The sequence below is a fragment of the Leifsonia sp. Root4 genome, from assembly GCF_001425085.1.
Lineage (GTDB): Bacteria > Actinomycetota > Actinomycetes > Actinomycetales > Microbacteriaceae > Microterricola.
The window spans coordinates 24,715-40,968 of sequence record NZ_LMDN01000003.1 but is presented as its reverse complement, the minus strand read 5'-3'; the positions used below and the strand labels follow the sequence as shown (position 1 = coordinate 40,968).

The following is a 16,254-nucleotide window of genomic DNA, read 5'->3' as shown; positions in this document are numbered from 1 at the left end:
GAGGAAAGAGGCGGCGGTTGCGGAGCCGAGGCGGTTCTCCACGCTAATCTCGAGCTACCGGCACGCCCAGCATGTGCAGCCGCAGAGAAGCGGCCGCGACGGTGACAGTCACGGTGCGTCCCCTGTCACGCGTGCCGCCATTCCCTAACTGGAGGAAAGATACAGCATGTCCAAGTACCGGGTGCAGAATCCTGCCACGGGCGAAGTTCTCGAGACGTTCGAGAACGCGACCGATGCGCAGATCGAAGAGGCGCTCTCCAGCGCCAATGCCGTGTACCAAGAATGGCGCGAGCGCAGCGTGCAGGAGCGCGCCGCCGTCGTCAAACGAGTTGCCGAGCTCTTTGAGGAACGCAAGGAAGAACTTGCGCGCCTCATCGCGCTCGAGATGGGCAAGTCACTCGCCGAGTCCATCGACGAGGTCGAGTTCGCGACATCCATCATCGACTACTACGCGGTGCACGGCCCGAGCCTGATCACCGACTATGAGATCCCGAGCACCGTCCCGGGCAAGGCATACATCGAACACCGCCCGGTCGGCGCGCTGCTCGGCGTCATGCCGTGGAACTTCCCGTACTACCAGGTTGCCCGTTTCGCCGCGCCGAACCTCGTGCTCGGCAACACGATCCTGCTCAAGCACGCAGACATCTGCGCTGGCTCCGCCCTCGCCATCCAGGCGATCATGGAGGAGGCAGGTGTGCCCGTCGGTGGGTACCAGAACGTCTTCGCCTCGCATGATCAGATCGCCACGATCATCGCGGACCCCCGCGTGCAGGGCATCTCGCTCACCGGATCCGAGCGCGCCGGCGCGATCATCGGTGCGCAGGCAGGCGCCAACCTCAAGAAGGCTGTCCTGGAACTCGGCGGCATCGACCCGATGGTCGTACTCGACTCCGACGATGTCGCAGCCGTGGCCAAGCAGGCGTGGGATTTCCGCGTCTACAACGTCGGCCAGGTGTGCAACTCGAACAAGCGCCTGATCGTCATGGACGACATCTACGACGAGTTCGTCGCAGAGCTGAAGAAGCTGGCCACGGGTCTGGTGCCGGGCGATCAGTTCAACCTCGCCGAGGGCGAGTTCGTTGCGCTCTCGTCGCGCGCCGCAGCCGAGACGGTTCATGCCCAGGTGCAGAAGGCCGTGTCCGAGGGAGCGACGCTCGTGGCGGGCGGCGTTCTCTCCGACGGACCGAGCGCGTACTACTCGCCGGCCGTGCTGACCGACGTGCCGCGCGACTCGGAGTCGTACGGTGTGGAGATCTTCGGGCCGGTTGCGACCGTCTACAAGGTGTCGAGTGATGAGGAAGCCCTGGAGCTCGCGAACGACTGCGCTCTCGGCCTCGGCGGCTCCGTCTTCTCGACCGATGAGGCACGCGCGGCACGCGTCGCATCCCGGCTTGAGGTCGGCATGTCGCACGTGAACACGATCGCCGCGGAGTCGGCAGAGCTGCCGTTCGGCGGCGTGAAGCAGTCCGGCTTCGGTCGCGAGATGGGTCCGATCGGAATCGGCGAGTTCGCCAACAAGCGACTGTTCTTCGTCTCCGCATAACCGGCAGCGGTATGAGTTCGAGGGCCGCAGGATTCCTGCGGCCCTCGTTCTGTCTTGCGCGGCGCGCATGCGCGTACTCGCACGGAACGATCACCCCCGACATGTCCGCTGTGTCTTCATACAATGGAGCCAACGGCCTTCATCTGGCTGAGACTGTCGATTGGAGCGGCGACCCTTCGGATTCGCGACGGCGACTCTGAGCGTCCCGGGGAAGGGCGATCACGTGAGCAGCACGAGCAACGACCCAGCCGCATCCCGGTCTCACCACGTTCCGCCACCCGGTGGCTCACGCACGTTCGCGCAGGTGCTTGTGAACACGGCGGTCGCGAATGTCACGACGAGTTTCCTCTGGTTTGCCCTCACGTTCTGGGTCTATCTGGAAACGCGCTCGGTGCTCGCGACCGGCGTCATCGGCGGAGCGTACATGCTGCTCGTCGCCGTGTTCTCGATGGCGTTCGGCACGATCGTGGACCGGCACCGCAAGCACCTCGTGATGGTGTTTGCGGGCGTGGTAACCCTGATCGCATTCAGCATCGGGGGCGGCTTGTATCTTCTGTTCCCGGAGTCCACGCTGCTCGACATCGGTGCGCCAATGTTCTGGCTGTTCAGCGGAGTCATCCTCTTCGGGGCCGTCATTGAGAACATGCGCAACATTGCACTGTCGACGATCGTCACGCTACTGATCCCGACCGAGCGGCATGCGAATGCGAACGGTCTCGTCGGCACGGTGCAGGGACTCGCCTTCATGGTGACGAGCGTGTTCAGCGGACTCGCGATCGGGCTTCTGGGCATGGGGTGGACGCTCGTCATTGCGACCGCCCTCTCGGCGGCGGCCCTCCTGCACCTGCTGTTCCTACGCATCCCAGAGGAACAACCACAGCAGGATGGCGAGCGGCGTCCGCTCATCGACCTGCGCGGCAGCATTACGGCAGTGAAGGCGGCAACGGGGCTGTTCGCACTCATCATTTTCTCGACGTTCAACAACTTCATCGGCGGCGTCTACCTGGCGCTGATGGACCCGTACGGCCTCGAGCTCTTCCCCGTCGAGTTGTGGGGAATTGTGCTCGGTGTCACGTCGACCGGGTTCATCATCGGTGGCCTGCTGATCGCGAAGTTCGGACTCGGACGCAACCCTGTCCGCACAATGCTGCTGTTCGTCATCCTCATGGGTGCGCTCGGCGCGCTGTTCACGATTCGTGACTGGTGGTGGTTGTACGCCGGAGGCATCTGGCTCTACATGATGCTCATCCCTGCCGTGGAGGCGTCGGAACAGACGGTCATCCAGAAGGTGGTGCCGTTCCGCGAGCAGGGGCGCGTGTTCGGGTTCGCTGCAGCATTCGAGTCGGGGGCGGCCCCCATCACCGCGTTCCTGATCGCGCCGATCGCCGAGTTCATCATCATCCCGTTCATGAACTCGGATGCGGGACGTCAAAGCCTCGGCTGGCTTCTGGGAGACGGCGACGCGCGGGGCATCGCGCTCGTGTTCCTCATCGCGGGAATCGTGATGGTTGTCGCGGCCATCGGTGCGTTCTTCACGAGGTCGTACCGCCGCATCTCGGCGCAGTACCTCGACCAGGGCGAGTCGGTGCCGGCTGAGGGCGCTGAGGATTCGACGACGGAGGCGCAGCTGCGAGGTTGAACCGGCGGGCTCTTCGACTGGATCCGTCCTAGACGGATCCTGGTGTCGATCGATCACAGGAAATCATGAGAAGGGATGAGACCGATGAATCACTCTGCACCCGAGGGATATACCAGCGTCGCGCCGTGGGTTGTTACCGACGACACCGGTGCGCTGCTCGACTTCATTACGGCCGCGTTCGACGGTGTGGAGCTTGCGCGAGTGGCGGTAGAGGACGGCACTATTGGTCACGGGGAGATCCGAGTCGGTGACACTGTGGTGCTGGCCTTTGACCGGCGACCCGACTGGCCGGTGATCCCCTCACTCTTGCGGGTCTATGTGCCGGACGCGGATGCTGCCATGGCCGCCGCCGTTGCGCACGGCGCACGGATTGTGACCGAGGCTGCTGACTCCGCCTGGGGCGACCGCGGCGGCCGGATCCGCGACCCGTTCGGTAACATCTGGTGGGTGATGAGCCGGGCCGAGTCGGTCACACCAGAACGTGCCTGGCAGCGGATGTCCGAGCCGAAGTACGCCGCTGCAATGCGCATGGCCCAAGAAACCCTGGATGTCGAGCTCAGCGGTCGCGACACGGGGGTAGCGAGCGCGCCACAGCGCCCAACCCGCTGACCGAATTACTCTGGTTCCAGGCCAGCTGCCTTGCGGATGTGCTCTGCAATCGTTCGCTCCGTCTCCGGAGTCAGTGCAACCACAGCGAATGACGTGACCCAGAGGTCGCCGTCATCAAGGTGTGCTGACTCCTCGAACCCGAGCGTTGCGTAGCGCGTGGTGAACTTCGAGGCGGCCTTGAAAAATACGACGACCTTCCCATCCGCGTCGGCGTAGGACGGGAACCCGTACCAGGTTTTCGGAATGAGATGCGGGGCAACCTCGGAGACGATCCGATCGATCCCCTCGGCGAGAGCTCGATCATCATCCGGGAGTGCGGCGATCGCCTCCCGGACCGCCTGCTCCCCCGCGGCACGGCTCTTGCCGGCCTTCTCCTGTGCTCGCAGCTCGGCAGCACGCTGCTTGACGGCCTCGCGCTCCTCGGTAGATAGCCCAGCGGTTTTCTCAGCCATGTCCTGCTCCTTGTCGATGTATGGTGACCGTTCCCGGCCTACGATCACGATACGACTCGCAGCCCGGGCGCACTTCTCGAATCCTGATCGATTCTGCCGGTACGGCTTGACAAGGTGGATGCGGTCTACGTTGTGGCATGGCACTCGCAGTCGTCGTGGTCGCTCGCCGCAGCCAACAATGAGAATCGCCCCTGATTCCGATCAGGAGCGATTCGGGCGAATCGGAATGCGGGTCGACTATTCTTCGAATCCTGCGTTGCCGCGGCAGGCCATGCCCGGCGACGGCACGACGCCCTTCAACCCATGGCTCACGTACTTGCCATAGCTCTGCACATGCCCATTCGTGACGAAGTCGTCATCGAACCCGGGCGGGTTGCCTTCAATGGAGTCGGGCAGGTCTTGACCCGAGAAGGCGCACGCCGAACTGGCGTTCTGCGCACCGGGAATGGGGTCTCCATTGCCGTTGGTCTCGCCAGCGAACGCCGCTCCGGCGCCGCCGAGTACAAGACCGGATGCGATGAGGCATCCAATGATCGCTCTTTTCATACGCTCCACCTCTCTGTGGTGTATTTCGGGTTTCGTATCGAAGCCGTCGAGCGCAAGGCGACCGAAGGCCACCGACGCCCCCGAAGGTACTCCTCGGCCCGCGTGACGATAACCCCCCGATTGGGGGGTTAAGTCAGCGACTCAGCGGCTCGTTGCTGACCGGTGCCCGATCATGCCTCGGGGGCGGGCACCAGGCGGTCGAGGGCGTGCGCGACGCCCTCCTCCATGCACGAGAGCACCACGTCGTGGGCGATCGCGCGAACGCTCTCGTGCGCATTCGCCACCGCGTAGGCCGTGCCGGCCCAGCCGAGCATCGCGATGTCGTTCGGCATGTCGCCAAAGGCGATCACGTCGCGTGGCAGGATGCCGCGACGTTCACAGAGCCGGGCCAGAGCGGAGGCCTTGGTGACTCCCGCCGCGCTGATCTCGGCGAGCCCGGGAACCGACCAGGTCACCGTCGCCCGATCACCGACAGCAGCCGTGACTTGCTCCTGGAAGATGTCGTTGGACTCGACCGCGGAGTGACGGACAAGCAGCTTTGCGACCGGCTGGTCCCATATCTCGGCCAACGCGCCGCGGCGCACACCCTCTCGTGACGCGCCGCGCTCCGGAAAGTCCGGGTCGAAGCGGATGCCATCGACGCATTCGATCGCGAAGTTCGCATCGGGGACCGCCGCGGCAATGGACCGGCTGAGCTCGAGCCCTGGCTCCGCGTCGATGCCCGCGATCGTGACCACCCGTTGCGCGTGCGCATCGAAGGTGATGGCACCGTTGGAGACGATCGCGAGGCCGTGCTTGCCCACGTGCGGCCAGAACGGGCTCATCCACCGCAGCGGCCGGCCGGTCACGAAGACGACCGGAACTCCCGCGTCATCCAGCCGCCTCAAGACCCGCGCGGTGAACTCCGGCACACCCATGCTCGCGTTCGGCACCAGCGTGCCGTCCAGGTCGGTCGCCACCAACAGGGGCGCCACGGGCTTCGTCACGGGGTCGATCACTCCTCAGTTCGCAGAGTCACTGATTGTAGCGGCGCGCGCTGGGGGTGCGATCGTCGCGAGCAGGCGCTCGGAGACGATCAGATCATCCGCCGTCCGCGAGATCAGCGTCTCGACATCGTCGAAAGCGGTCATCTCACGAATCAGAGCAACGAGCGCCAGCTCCACCCGCATCCCGTAGAGGTCGCCGGCGAAATCGTGGATGTGCGCCTCGACCCTGGTCTCGGTGACATCACCGAAGGTGGGGTTGTCGCCGATGCTGGCAGTCGCCTGCCGCCACCGCGGCTCATCGCCGATGCGGGCCCACGCCGCGTACACGCCATCCGCACATCCGCTCGCGGGCACGTCGAGGTTCGCCGTCGGGAAGCCGAGAGCGTTGCCGCGCCCGTCACCGTGGATGACGACCCCAGACAACCACGCGATGTACACGGTCATGCGCCGATAGAGCGGTAGCGACTCTGGTGGAAGACGAGCGGCTCGACGTCATCGAAGTGCACCAGATCGTCGATCGCCAGAAGCACGATCGAGTGGTCGCCGGCCTCGATCGTCTGCTCGAGGTGGCAGCTGAGCCAGAGCGTCGAGCCGTTGAGGTGGATCGCGCCGCTGTCCTCCGCCACCCAGGACAGCTGCTGGAAGCGATCACCGTCTCGCGCGGACAGGGAACGGCTCACCTGTTCGTGGCCGCTGCCGAGAACGCTCAGGCCGAGGGATGTCGAACGCGAGAGTCCCGGCCAGGTGCGGGAGGTGTTCGCGACGCTGATTGCCACGAGTGCAGGCTCGAGCGAGATCGAGGTGAAGGAGTTCACCGCCATTCCGAGAGGCGTCACACCATCGGAATCCAGTGCGCACACGGCCACCACTCCCGTCGGGAAGGTCGAGAACGCGCGGCGCAGGCGCACGTCCATGGCGATGTCAATCGAGTCATTCCGGATCATCGTCGATCCTCCTTCTTTGATTAGTCAAACTTGTCTAGATGAAAACTAACACGCCGTGGACTGGTTCACCAGCAGTTCGTGCCGCTTGCTCCGTAGCATGGGGGCATGCGCACTTATACGACGCTGATGGTTCTCGGCGCGGTCAAACAGTTCCAGCCGGTTCACGGCTACTTCCTGCGACGGGAGCTGGCGACCTGGCATGCCGACGAGTGGGCCAACACGCGTCCTGGCTCGATCTACAACGCCCTGAAGACGCTCGTTCGCGACGGCTACATCACCGAGGTCGACACCGAATCCGAGGGCAGCTACCCGGCGCGCACCCGGTACAGCATCTCGGCAACGGGCGAGGTGGAGTTGCTCAGGATGCTGCGTGACACCCTGTGGGAGGTCGAGACCTTCGACACCAGGGCCGCCCTGGCGCTCACCTCGTTCATGTTCTTCCTCAGCAGGGAAGAGGTTGTGGCTGGCCTGGCCCATCGAATCAGCAAGATCGATGCACTCGTCACCAGCAACAGCTTCCACATTGAGGACACGATGCGCTCGGAGACGACCCCGAAGTACGTGCGCGAGGTGTTCGAACTGGCCTCGGCGCGGCTCCGTGCCGAGCAGCAGTGGGCACAACAGCTGGTCTCGCGCGTCAAGGCCGGTGAGTACCACTTCGCCGGCGAAGCCGGCGCCGACGGGGATGCCGGCACCAGCGACGCGGAGAACGTGGCTACGCGCTGACCCGCTGCTCCACCAGCCGACGCACGGCCTCCTGGCTGAGCGCGGCGGTCTGCGCGCCGCGGTGCTCGGCAACGACCGCTCCGGCGGCCGCGCCCTCGCGTGCCGCCGCCTCGAGGCTCGCGCCGCGGGCCACCGCCGCGACGAAGCCGCCGCAGAAGGCATCGCCGGCCCCCGTCGTATCGATCGGATCGACCACAAATGCGGCCACCTCGATCGCTCCCCCGCCACGCTCGTAAACGGTCACGCCGTCGGCGCCGCGCGTGTACACGACCGTCACATGTGGCCGCAGCGCGTCCAAGCCTCCCAGGGAGGCCGCCTCGGTCTCGTTGACGATCAGGATGTCGACATCCGGAAGCATCTCCCAGGTCGCCGGGTGGGCGGGCGCCGCGTTCAGCACCGTGGTGGCGCTGTACTTTCTCGCCTCACGGAGCGCGGTCGCCGCGATATCCGGATTGATCTCGAGCTGGGTCAGCACGACGCTCGCCCCGCGCACCGCCGAGACGACATCCGAAGCGGCCAGCAGCGCGTTCGCCCCCTGCGCCACCACGATGCTGTTCTCGCCGCCCGGCAGTGAGAACACGTAGGCCGCACCGCTCGGGCCCGCGGCGGTCGCGACATATTCGCCGCTGATCTCGACGACGGCGAGGGCGTCGCGCAAGAACTCCGCCTCGATATCGGAGCCGACGGCTCCGCAGAAGCGCACGCTGGCTCCGCACCGCGCCGCAGCAACCGCCTGGTTGAGCCCCTTGCCGCCCGGGTACAGGCCGAGGTTCGAGCCGAGCATGGTCTCGCCCGGTTGAGGTACGCGGGCGAGACCGAGGTAGCGGTCCGCGTTCATGCTGCCGACGACGCAGACGGTTGCTGTCGTCATTACGCGACGGCCACCGTTGCCCGGTAGCGTGCCGCCGGGTGATTGTCGGGCAGGGTGGCGCGATCCGAGCCGACGAGCCGCTCCCGCAGCGAGCCGCCGTTGCTCTCACCAACGACCCCGCGCTCACGCAGGATGGGCAGGACCCGCTCGACGAAGTCGATCGTCGACCCCGGCTGGATCACGGGCGCGAGCAGGAAACCGTCAAGGTCGGCGCCGTCGGCCAGCTCGATGATCCGGTCGGCGATCTCTTCCGGGCTCCCGAGGAAGGCCGTCGATCCGGCGCCGTGCTCGTGCCAATCCTTCAGCACATCGCCGACGGTCTTGCCGGCGAAGCGCGACACCTGCGACTGCGAGAGCTCGGTGTGCAGATCCGTCATCGGGGTCTGCGGGTCGTAGGACGAGAGGTCCAGGCCGGTGAACCAGGCGTAGGAGGCGACCGTCACGTCGGGGGTCTGCGAGTCAAGCACCACCTGGTAGAGGCGCTCGGCGTCTTCCTTGGTCTCGCCGACGACGCAGCGGAACTCGGCCATCACCTTCACAGAGTCCGCGCTCCGGCCGGCGTCGACGGCGGCGGCGCGGATGGCGCGGCTGTGCTCGGCGAGCTGTTCGACCGAGCCACCGCCGACGAACATGCACTCGCCGTGACGTCCACCGAAGGTTCGTCCGGCGGGAGAGGACCCGGCCTGGAACAGCACGGGCGTGCCCTGGGGCGAGTACGCGGAGTTTCCGTACCCCTCACTCTTGAAGTAGGGGCCGTCGTGCGAGATGGTGTGCACCTTGGCCGGGTCGGCGAAGTTGCCGTTCTTGTCCTTCGTCAGGGCGTCGGGTTCCCAGGCCCCCTCCCACAGCTTGTAGACGAGCTCTGCGAAGTCATCGGCCATGGCGTAGCGCTCGTCGTGCGCGACCATCGGGACGCCGAAGGCCTTGACCGCGGTGTCGGCGGTGCCCGTCGTGACGATGTTCCACCCGATCCGGCCACCGGACAGCTGGTCGAGGGTCGCCATGCGCCGCGCGAACGCGTACGGCTGCTCCAGCAAGGTGGAGCCGGTCATGACGACGCCGAGCGAGCTCGTCCGCGCCAGGATGGCGGAGGCGACGATGAACGGATCGAGGCGAGGCAGGTCGAGCCCCTCGATCGAGGCCACGTCCGGACGGACGCCGTCGACCTCGGCCCAGCCCCAGGCATCCGCGAGGAACAGGAAGTCCAGGCCGCCGGTCTCGCAGACCTCGGCGATCTTGGTCCAGTACTCGAGGGTGTCGTAGTTGACGCGTTCGTTGTCGGGGTGGCGCCAGGTTGCCCTGCCGGTGTCGTTGGCCTGTGCGTTCTCGAACAGTCCGAAGTGAAGCTGCTTCACGATGCTTTCCTTTCTCTGGCCCTCTCCGAGGGCCGCAATACTGTGTTGGCCGCGCGCTATCGCGCGGTGACTTCTCCGTCGCTCCACCAGAGGACGCGCTTGCGCACGATCGCGAGCACGACGATCAGCAGGATTCCCATCAGGCAGAGCATGAAGATGGCTGCCCACGTGACCGGCAGGTTCGCCTGCGCCGCAGAGGTGGTGACCAGCGATCCGAGGCCGGCCGCCGTACCCGCGGCAACGAACTCCGCGACGGCCGCGCCGACGACGGCGAGCGGCAGGCTGATGCGCAATCCGGCGAAGAAGTACGGCATCGAACCGGGGAACCGGAGGTTGCGGAAGGTCTCCCACCGGGTGGCGTGCAGGGTACGGAACACGTCCATCGCTCGCGGGTCGACGCTGCGGAGCCCGGCGAGCGAGTTCACCAGCACCGGGAAGAACACGACGATTCCGGTGACGATGTACTTCGGCATCATGCCGAAGCCGAAGGCCACGACAAGGGCAGGCGCGATCGCGATGACCGGCGTGACCATGATGAGAATGATCAGCGGCATGATCGCCCGCTCGACGATCTCGAACTCGCTCATGATCACCGCGAGCAGGTAGCCGAGCACGATCGCTGCCCCGGCGCCCACCACAACCTCCTGCAGGGTGATCAGGAAGTTCTGCCAGTACATGGCCGGATCCTCGAGGAGGCTTGCGGCCACCTCGCCGAGGGAGGGCAGGATGTACGGGTTGGTGAAGGCGATGATCTGCCAGAGCACCGCCACGACCACGAACACGATCGCGGTCGGCCCCCACACGCGTGGGTTCAGCCAGCGGGCGACGCTGCTCGTGGACGCACGTGAGTTGCGCGCCTCTTGGGTGGCGATTGCCCGGGTTGCCGAGACTTCGGTGTGGCTAGTCATTGGAGACCTCCTGCATGACCTCGGAGAGACGCCGTCGCACATAGCCCTCGAGCTCGCGGAAGGCGTCACTCGCGTAGTCGTCTTCGGTGCGCGGGCGGGGAAGGTTGACGTCGATGATTTCCGCGATCCGCCCGGGGCGTGCCGCCATCAGCACGATGCGGTCCGAGAGCACGATCGCCTCGGGCACCGAGTGCGTGACGAACATGACCGACTTGCGGTGCGTCTGCCAGAAATCGAGCAGGCCGAGGCGCTGCTGGTCGCGGTTGATCTCGTCCAGCGCGGAGAACGGCTCGTCCATCAACAGCAGCGCCGGATCGAACGCGAACGCACGCGCGATCGCGACCCGCTGCTGCATCCCGCCGGAGAGCTGCTTGGGAAACTTCTCCAGCGCGTGGCCGAGGCCGAAGGACGTCAACAGCTCGTCCGGGTCGCGCAGCGCCCGTCCGGCATTGGCGTCCGGGTTGATCTGCAGGGGAAGCCTGACGTTGTCGCGAACCGAGCGCCACGGCAGGAGCGCGGGCGCCTGCGGCACCAGCCCGATGAGCTTGCGCTTCGTCGCCTCGCGGACGGAGTCCGTGCCGATCGTGACGGAGCCGCCGTCGGCCTCCAGCAGGCCGGCGACCACCTTCAGCAGCGTCGACTTCCCGCAGCCGCTCGGGCCGATGACCGAGACGAACTCGCCAGGCGCAACGGTGAGGCTGACGTCATCCAGAGCGAGCATCTCTTGCCCGGGCCGGCCGAACTTCTTCACGAGATGCGAGATCTCGACGCCGTGCCCGGTCGCTTTCACATTCTCGGCGAGAAGCGCGGTCACTTGGCGTCTCCGGGCCAGATAAGCTCGCCGTTCGTGTCGTAGAGGTCGGCGACGATGTCGATGTCGATGATGTCCTCGACCGGAGGAATCTCCGTGACGGTTCCGAACTGCTTCACGATGTCGGACGCGCCCTGCCACTGCGCGATCGTCTGCACGCCGGGGGGACCCGCCTGGCTGTCGCGCACCCACTGCGATTCAATCGCCCAGGTGCGTGCCTGCTGCTCACGCGGGAATGCCTTGCCCTGCCCGCCCTCTTCAGCCAGCTCGGTGATGATGTCCACGCAGTCGTCCTCGTCTGCGAGGCAGTGCTCGAGGGCCTTGAGGCTTGCACGCATGAAGGCGGATGCCGCCTCCGGGTGCTCCTTCAGGAACTGGGCGTTGGTTTCCATGACGTTGTAGGTGCCCGTCACGCCCAGGTCAGACGGCAGGAACTGGGAGAACTCCTCCCCCATCGCCTCGAGAGTCGCGCACTGGTTGGACGCGTAGCCGACGACAGCGTCGACCTGGCCACGGAGCACGACGGTCGGGTCGTAGTTGGTCATCTTGATCAACTCGATCTGGTCGACGTCTGCGCCGGCGGCGTCGAGCATCGCGCCAGCGGTCGGCGTCAGGTTGATGAAGTATCCGAGGCTTCCGCCCTCGAGATCCTTCAGGCTCTTGATGTCCTTGTTCGCGAAGATGCAGAACGGCGACGTGGTTCCGTAGGTGGCGACGGCCGTCAGGTTCTTGCTGTTGGCTGCCGCCATGAGCACGTCCTCCGCGGAGCCGAGTTCCGTGAACTGCCCCTTGCCGGACGACACGAGCTGCTGGCCGTTGCCGCCCGCGGCGTTGATCTCCACGTCGAGGCAGAGGTCATCGAAGTAGCCGAGCTCGTCCGCGATGAACACGTCCAACTGGCCGGCGCTGGCCGAGTAGCCGTACCCGGAGATGTACGTGATGGGGCCGGCCGCAGCGTTGGCGTCACAGGCCGCCTTGCTGATCGCAGCCTCGTCGTAGTCGGGTGCCGATCCGACGTCTGCACCACTGCAGCCGGCCAATACGGTCGCTCCGATAACAGCGCTGACGAGGGCCGCAGTGCGACGCCCTCTCGATTTCCGATTGATCAAAATCATTCGCCTTTCGTCATTGATGGCTTGGTTTTCAAAAGAGTAGTCAAGTTTGATTGATTACACAACGACTAGTCCAAGAGGTGAATGTAACGTCTCGGTCACGGAACGGATTCGGTCGGTGATGTCCGCCCTCTGCGGGTCACCAAATAGCGTCAACGCTCGGTACGCGGCCGTGCTGTGGCACGATTCGAGAAGACAGAGGTGCTTCGGGATCAGCCGGGCGCTGTGCTGAAGACGGCGCAAATCCGATAATGGATGGGTGAACCATGAGCCTGGCTCGACACATACAGGACACCGTCAACCGCTACTGGGCCGAGGACGTGCGGGTGCTCGGCACGTGGGAGGAGGGGCCGGCCACAGCATGCGTGGTGTACCGCCGGACCATTGATCCCACGGTGACCCTCGGGCGCGAACTCCGCTTCCATGTGGGCGACGCGGACGGCACCATCGAGGGATACGCCCGAGATGTGGCGCTCAACCTCGCCGAGCCGATCGGCGCTCTGAGCTCAGGAATGCGCAAGGACGAGCACGGCATCGTGTGGGTAGCCTTCCCCGAGGAGCATCCCACACCTCAGCCGCCCGTCGAGGTCATCCAAATCCTCGCCGGCACGTGACGCGATCGTGAGAAGCTAACCGAATGATGCTGTCACGCGGGCGCAGGTGGGGTGTTCCCGTGGCATTCGCCGACCAGATCCTCGACTTCATCAACATCGCGGCACGGGGGTCAGCTCTCGCCCTCACCGACGGAGAGGTCGCATCCGAGAACGAGGCTGCATTCGAGTTCGGGCCTGAGCGCTTCATCGCCGGCCTGCCGCAGTTGCAAGCGAACGGCCCATCGAGCTCAAGGAGCACCCGCTGACTGAGACGCTGCGCTCCGCCTGGCGCCACATCGAAACCGGCACAACCGACCGGTACCGGGGGCTCTGCGTAGTCGATTCGACGACCGTGTGGTTGGGCGGATGCGACGGCACCGTCATCCGCACCGCCGATGGAGGCGACAGCTGGGTCGACGTGTCTCCACCCAACACCGCGGGACTGCAGTTTCGAAGCATCGTCGGGCTCGACGATCTCACCGCGCACGCCATGGCGTGCGGTCCGGGAGAGGGCGCCCGCGTCTATCGCACAGACAACGGCGGAAGCAGCTGGCACCTGAGCTTTCAGGCGACCGACCCGGAGCTCTTCCTCAACACCGTCGCGTTCCTCGACCCCGACTCCGGGTTCGCCGTCGGCGACCCCATTGATGGCGCCTTCGCGATTGTGCGAACGTCGGATGGCGGACGAACGTGGAGCGACACCGGCGCCTCTGCGCCGACAGCGCTCATCGGTGACGGCCTGTTCGCGGCGAGCGGCAGCTGCCTCGTTGTCGCGGACGGCGTTGTCTGGATCGGCACGGGCGGCGCCGAGCACGCACGCGTTCTGCGCTCAACCGACGGCGGATCGTCGTGGCAATCGCACGAGACCGGGCTCCCGTCCGGCGTCATGACCGGAATCTTCGGTCTCGCGTTTGCGGATGCGGAGCGAGGAATCGCCGTCGGGGGCAACCACAACGACCAAGGCGCCTCGCACTCCGCCGTGGCGTTCACAACGACGGGCGGCCAGGAGTGGACGATCCCGACCCTAGAGGAGTCGAGAGGGTTGCCGTGCGGGTTCCGCTCCGCGGCGGCGTTCAGCCCGATCGATCCGGATACGATTGTCGTCGTCGGCCCCGGCGGCAGCGAGTACACCACCGATGGTGGAGGAAGCTGGCACGCACTCGGCGACGGCTTCGATGCCGTTGAGGTCGCGCCGGACGGCACCTTCTGGGCCTCGGGCGAGCACGGGCGGGTCGCCCGCCTCGAGTTACTCTGACCGACCAGTCTCCGCATCGGGATAGATGCCGCGGGTCTCGGTGCGGCGGTTTCGCCTGTGGGTCAAGTCCGACGGGTAGATCTTCGGCAGGATCTTCGCGACCGACAGCGCCGCGTACATCAGAGTGTTGATCGCGACGAAGGTGGCCCACACGGCGAACCAGTCACTGTAGAGCACCGCTTCGGGCAGGAGAAGGCCACTGGGCAGGGAAGCGCTCAACGTCCCACCTCTTCCGGGTCAGGTTGTGCTTCGTGTTGCAAGTGTGTCCACGCTGCGCGACGTCCGACGGCGCTGTCGAAAATGCCCTTGAGATACACAAAGTCCAAGAACATGTCGAAGCACAGTTCGGGGATCAGCAGCACGGCCAGCCCTCTGGCTCGCCATCCGCCTTTCCAGACGGTGACCACGCGCTCGAGTGTGAACACTGCCCCGATCCCCAGCCAGAATGGGAACCACACCCAGCTGTCCAAAGAAAGGGCCATGACGAGCAGTAGCGCAAGGTAGCCGAACAACGCGATGACCCCGTAGCCGATGCCCAACTGCTGCGCCCAATAGCGCGCGGTCTGCGGTTTGACTCCGTAGGCCCCGAGGTTTTCCAGGGCGCCGCGTTGCCAGCGCAGGCGCTGGTTCCACAGGGTGCGCCACGTCGGCATCAACTCCGTCACCACGGTGCACTCCGACGGGGAGATAACCAAGGCACCGAGCGATTTCAAGGCGATCGTCAGCTCGTTGTCCTCGGTCAGTGCAGCGGTGTCGTACACGTCTCCGGGGATTCCGGGCAACGACCCTCCCCTGGCGGCGGCCACGGTCCGAAGCCCGACCGCGCGGAACAATGACGCGGTGCCAGTCAGAACGAAGACCCGGCCGCGTCGGCGCTTCAGTTCGCGCGAGTACCGAATGTACTCATTGCGCTGGAACTGCCCGATCAGCCCATGGCCCGCTTCCCCGTAGAACAGGCCGCCGATGGCCATCAGCGCCCGGTCGTTCGCGAATCGTGAAGCCGCTGCTGCCAGGAAGCCAGCGTCGAGCTGCGTGTCGGCGTCCATGATCATCACAACGTCGTTGTCCCCTTGGCCGGGAAGGAGCATGGCCAGGGCCTGGTTCAACGCTCCGGCCTTCTTGTTGGCGTTCCCAACGGATCTGAGGACCTCCACCCCATGGGCGGCAGCGATGTGCTCGGTGCCGTCGGTGCAGTTGTCTGCCACGACGATCACCCGGTCCGGTGGTTGCGACTGGGAGAGCAGCGAAGCCAGCGTGTCTGGGAGCGATGCCTCCTCATTGTGCGCGGGAATCAGCACCGTGATGGTGATGGGACCGGCGAAGACGCCGCGAGTGGCGGCCATGATGATCTTGGGCGCCAGCGGCGTCGACGTCTGATCAGTTGAGCGCCGATAGCGAGAGGTGATGCGCCGCTCGATGATGGCGATACCGGCCGCCAGCAACAGGGCCAACGCGACAGCCGCGAGCATCGCGCTCAGGCTGGGGGCCTGAGTGTCGTAGAGGACACTCCAGAGGCCGAGAAGCAGCCCTTCGGACGTCGCTGCCCCTCCGTCGTCCTGCACCTCGGCTGCCACAGCGAACCACAGCAGGACGCCAGCCAGGCTCACTATCGCGGCAATGCTGAGGCCAGCCCAGCGGCTAAAGTTCCACTTCTTCACAATTGAACCCTCGAAAGATCGTGATCGGGTTCACGTGGCGTGTTGTCATCTTCGGCCAGCATCTCTTCGCATCAGATCGAGAAATCTGGCTAGGTGCGCTGCAGTCTGCGTGGCACCTGAGTAGCCTAGCGGCCCAGCCGGCCGGCGTGTCGCCGCGCGCGGGCGTGGCCAGCCCGGATGCGCCGTCGAGTCAATCTCAACGACTCCCCGGGAACAGAAAGTCCCGGCAAGGGTTCTCTCGCCCGA

General features: G+C 65.6%; 19 protein-coding genes. 7 read left to right on the top strand and 12 right to left on the bottom strand.

Annotated elements, in window-relative coordinates:
• Window positions 1-166 precede the first annotated feature (166 nt).
• The 3 genes from ASC66_RS09975 (at window position 167) to ASC66_RS09965 (ending at window position 3,791) form a co-directional block, all read left to right on the top strand.
• A complete protein-coding gene (locus ASC66_RS09975; RefSeq protein ID WP_055838630.1) occupies window positions 167-1,543 on the top strand; it encodes an NAD-dependent succinate-semialdehyde dehydrogenase in 1,377 nt (458 codons plus the stop codon).
• 223 nt (window positions 1,544-1,766) lie between these two features.
• Complete coding sequence (locus tag ASC66_RS09970; protein WP_055840270.1) at window positions 1,767-3,182, top strand: MFS transporter; 1,416 nt, start codon at window positions 1,767-1,769, stop codon at window positions 3,180-3,182.
• Between the two features lie 84 nt (window positions 3,183-3,266).
• Window positions 3,267-3,791, top strand: a complete 525-nt coding sequence (locus ASC66_RS09965; protein ID WP_082492242.1) for a VOC family protein — start codon at window positions 3,267-3,269, stop codon at window positions 3,789-3,791.
• A gap of 5 nt (window positions 3,792-3,796) precedes the next feature.
• On the opposite strand, the gene ASC66_RS09960 is transcribed toward ASC66_RS09965, so the two are convergent.
• From ASC66_RS09960 to ASC66_RS09940, 5 genes are all read right to left on the bottom strand, one after another.
• Complete coding sequence (locus ASC66_RS09960; protein WP_055838623.1) at window positions 3,797-4,243, bottom strand: hypothetical protein; 447 nt, start codon at window positions 4,241-4,243, stop codon at window positions 3,797-3,799.
• A gap of 237 nt (window positions 4,244-4,480) precedes the next feature.
• Window positions 4,481-4,789 (bottom strand): hypothetical protein, encoded by a 309-nt coding sequence (locus tag ASC66_RS09955; protein WP_055838620.1) that lies wholly within the window; start codon window positions 4,787-4,789, stop codon window positions 4,481-4,483.
• Window positions 4,790-4,959: 170 nt separating this feature from the next.
• Window positions 4,960-5,775, bottom strand: a complete 816-nt coding sequence (locus ASC66_RS09950) for an HAD-IIB family hydrolase (RefSeq protein ID WP_157509751.1) — start codon at window positions 5,773-5,775, stop codon at window positions 4,960-4,962.
• 15 nt (window positions 5,776-5,790) lie between these two features.
• Complete coding sequence (locus ASC66_RS09945) at window positions 5,791-6,219, bottom strand: riboflavin kinase (RefSeq protein WP_082492241.1); 429 nt, start codon at window positions 6,217-6,219, stop codon at window positions 5,791-5,793.
• Window positions 6,216-6,719, bottom strand: coding sequence for a flavin reductase family protein (locus ASC66_RS09940; protein ID WP_055838613.1), 504 nt, complete (start codon window positions 6,717-6,719; stop codon window positions 6,216-6,218). The genes ASC66_RS09945 and ASC66_RS09940 overlap by 4 nt, the downstream gene beginning before the upstream one ends.
• Window positions 6,720-6,824: 105 nt before the next feature.
• Here ASC66_RS09940 and ASC66_RS09935 point away from each other — a divergent pair, with 105 nt between their 5' ends.
• The gene (locus tag ASC66_RS09935; protein WP_055838610.1) at window positions 6,825-7,445 is read left to right on the top strand and encodes a PadR family transcriptional regulator; all 621 of its coding nucleotides are present in this window, start codon (window positions 6,825-6,827) and stop codon (window positions 7,443-7,445) included.
• On the opposite strand, the gene ASC66_RS09930 is transcribed toward ASC66_RS09935, so the two are convergent.
• The 5 genes from ASC66_RS09930 to ASC66_RS09910 are packed head-to-tail and all read right to left on the bottom strand — an operon-like array spanning window position 7,435 to window position 12,430.
• A complete protein-coding gene (locus tag ASC66_RS09930) occupies window positions 7,435-8,316 on the bottom strand; it encodes a ribokinase (protein WP_055838607.1) in 882 nt (293 codons plus the stop codon). The genes ASC66_RS09935 and ASC66_RS09930 overlap by 11 nt on opposite strands.
• Window positions 8,316-9,671: an NtaA/DmoA family FMN-dependent monooxygenase gene (locus ASC66_RS09925; protein ID WP_082492240.1), complete on the bottom strand. Its 1,356-nt coding sequence runs from the start codon at window positions 9,669-9,671 to the stop codon at window positions 8,316-8,318. Before ASC66_RS09925 ends, ASC66_RS09930 begins: the two co-directional genes overlap by 1 nt.
• Before the next feature lie 56 nt (window positions 9,672-9,727).
• Window positions 9,728-10,579 (bottom strand): ABC transporter permease, encoded by an 852-nt coding sequence (locus ASC66_RS09920; RefSeq protein ID WP_082492239.1) that lies wholly within the window; start codon window positions 10,577-10,579, stop codon window positions 9,728-9,730.
• Complete coding sequence (locus tag ASC66_RS09915) at window positions 10,572-11,393, bottom strand: ABC transporter ATP-binding protein (protein WP_235496850.1); 822 nt, start codon at window positions 11,391-11,393, stop codon at window positions 10,572-10,574. Before ASC66_RS09915 ends, ASC66_RS09920 begins: the two co-directional genes overlap by 8 nt.
• Window positions 11,390-12,430: an ABC transporter substrate-binding protein gene (locus ASC66_RS09910; RefSeq protein WP_235496848.1), complete on the bottom strand. Its 1,041-nt coding sequence runs from the start codon at window positions 12,428-12,430 to the stop codon at window positions 11,390-11,392. The genes ASC66_RS09915 and ASC66_RS09910 overlap by 4 nt, the downstream gene beginning before the upstream one ends.
• 338 nt (window positions 12,431-12,768) lie before the next feature.
• On the opposite strand from ASC66_RS09910, the gene ASC66_RS09905 reads away from it, so the two are divergent.
• The 3 genes from ASC66_RS09905 to ASC66_RS09895 all read left to right on the top strand — a co-directional run bounded on the left by ASC66_RS09905 (window position 12,769) and on the right by ASC66_RS09895 (window position 14,350).
• The gene (locus ASC66_RS09905; protein WP_055838601.1) at window positions 12,769-13,116 is read left to right on the top strand and encodes a hypothetical protein; all 348 of its coding nucleotides are present in this window, start codon (window positions 12,769-12,771) and stop codon (window positions 13,114-13,116) included.
• A 23-nt stretch (window positions 13,117-13,139) separates the two neighbouring features.
• On the top strand, window positions 13,140-13,361 hold the full coding sequence (locus ASC66_RS09900; protein WP_157509750.1) for a hypothetical protein: 222 nt from the start codon (window positions 13,140-13,142) through the stop codon (window positions 13,359-13,361).
• Between the two features lie 86 nt (window positions 13,362-13,447).
• Window positions 13,448-14,350 (top strand): WD40/YVTN/BNR-like repeat-containing protein, encoded by a 903-nt coding sequence (locus tag ASC66_RS09895; RefSeq protein ID WP_162243502.1) that lies wholly within the window; start codon window positions 13,448-13,450, stop codon window positions 14,348-14,350.
• Here ASC66_RS09895 and ASC66_RS09890 read toward each other — a convergent pair.
• On the bottom strand, window positions 14,342-14,569 hold the full coding sequence (locus tag ASC66_RS09890; RefSeq protein ID WP_235496846.1) for a hypothetical protein: 228 nt from the start codon (window positions 14,567-14,569) through the stop codon (window positions 14,342-14,344). The two genes, ASC66_RS09895 and ASC66_RS09890, sit on opposite strands and share 9 nt — an antisense overlap.
• Window positions 14,566-16,008 carry a glycosyltransferase family 2 protein gene (locus ASC66_RS09885; protein WP_235496844.1) on the bottom strand — a complete coding sequence of 481 codons (1,443 nt, stop codon included), beginning with the start codon at window positions 16,006-16,008 and terminating at the stop codon, window positions 14,566-14,568. Before ASC66_RS09885 ends, ASC66_RS09890 begins: the two co-directional genes overlap by 4 nt.
• Window positions 16,009-16,254: the final 246 nt, after the last annotated feature.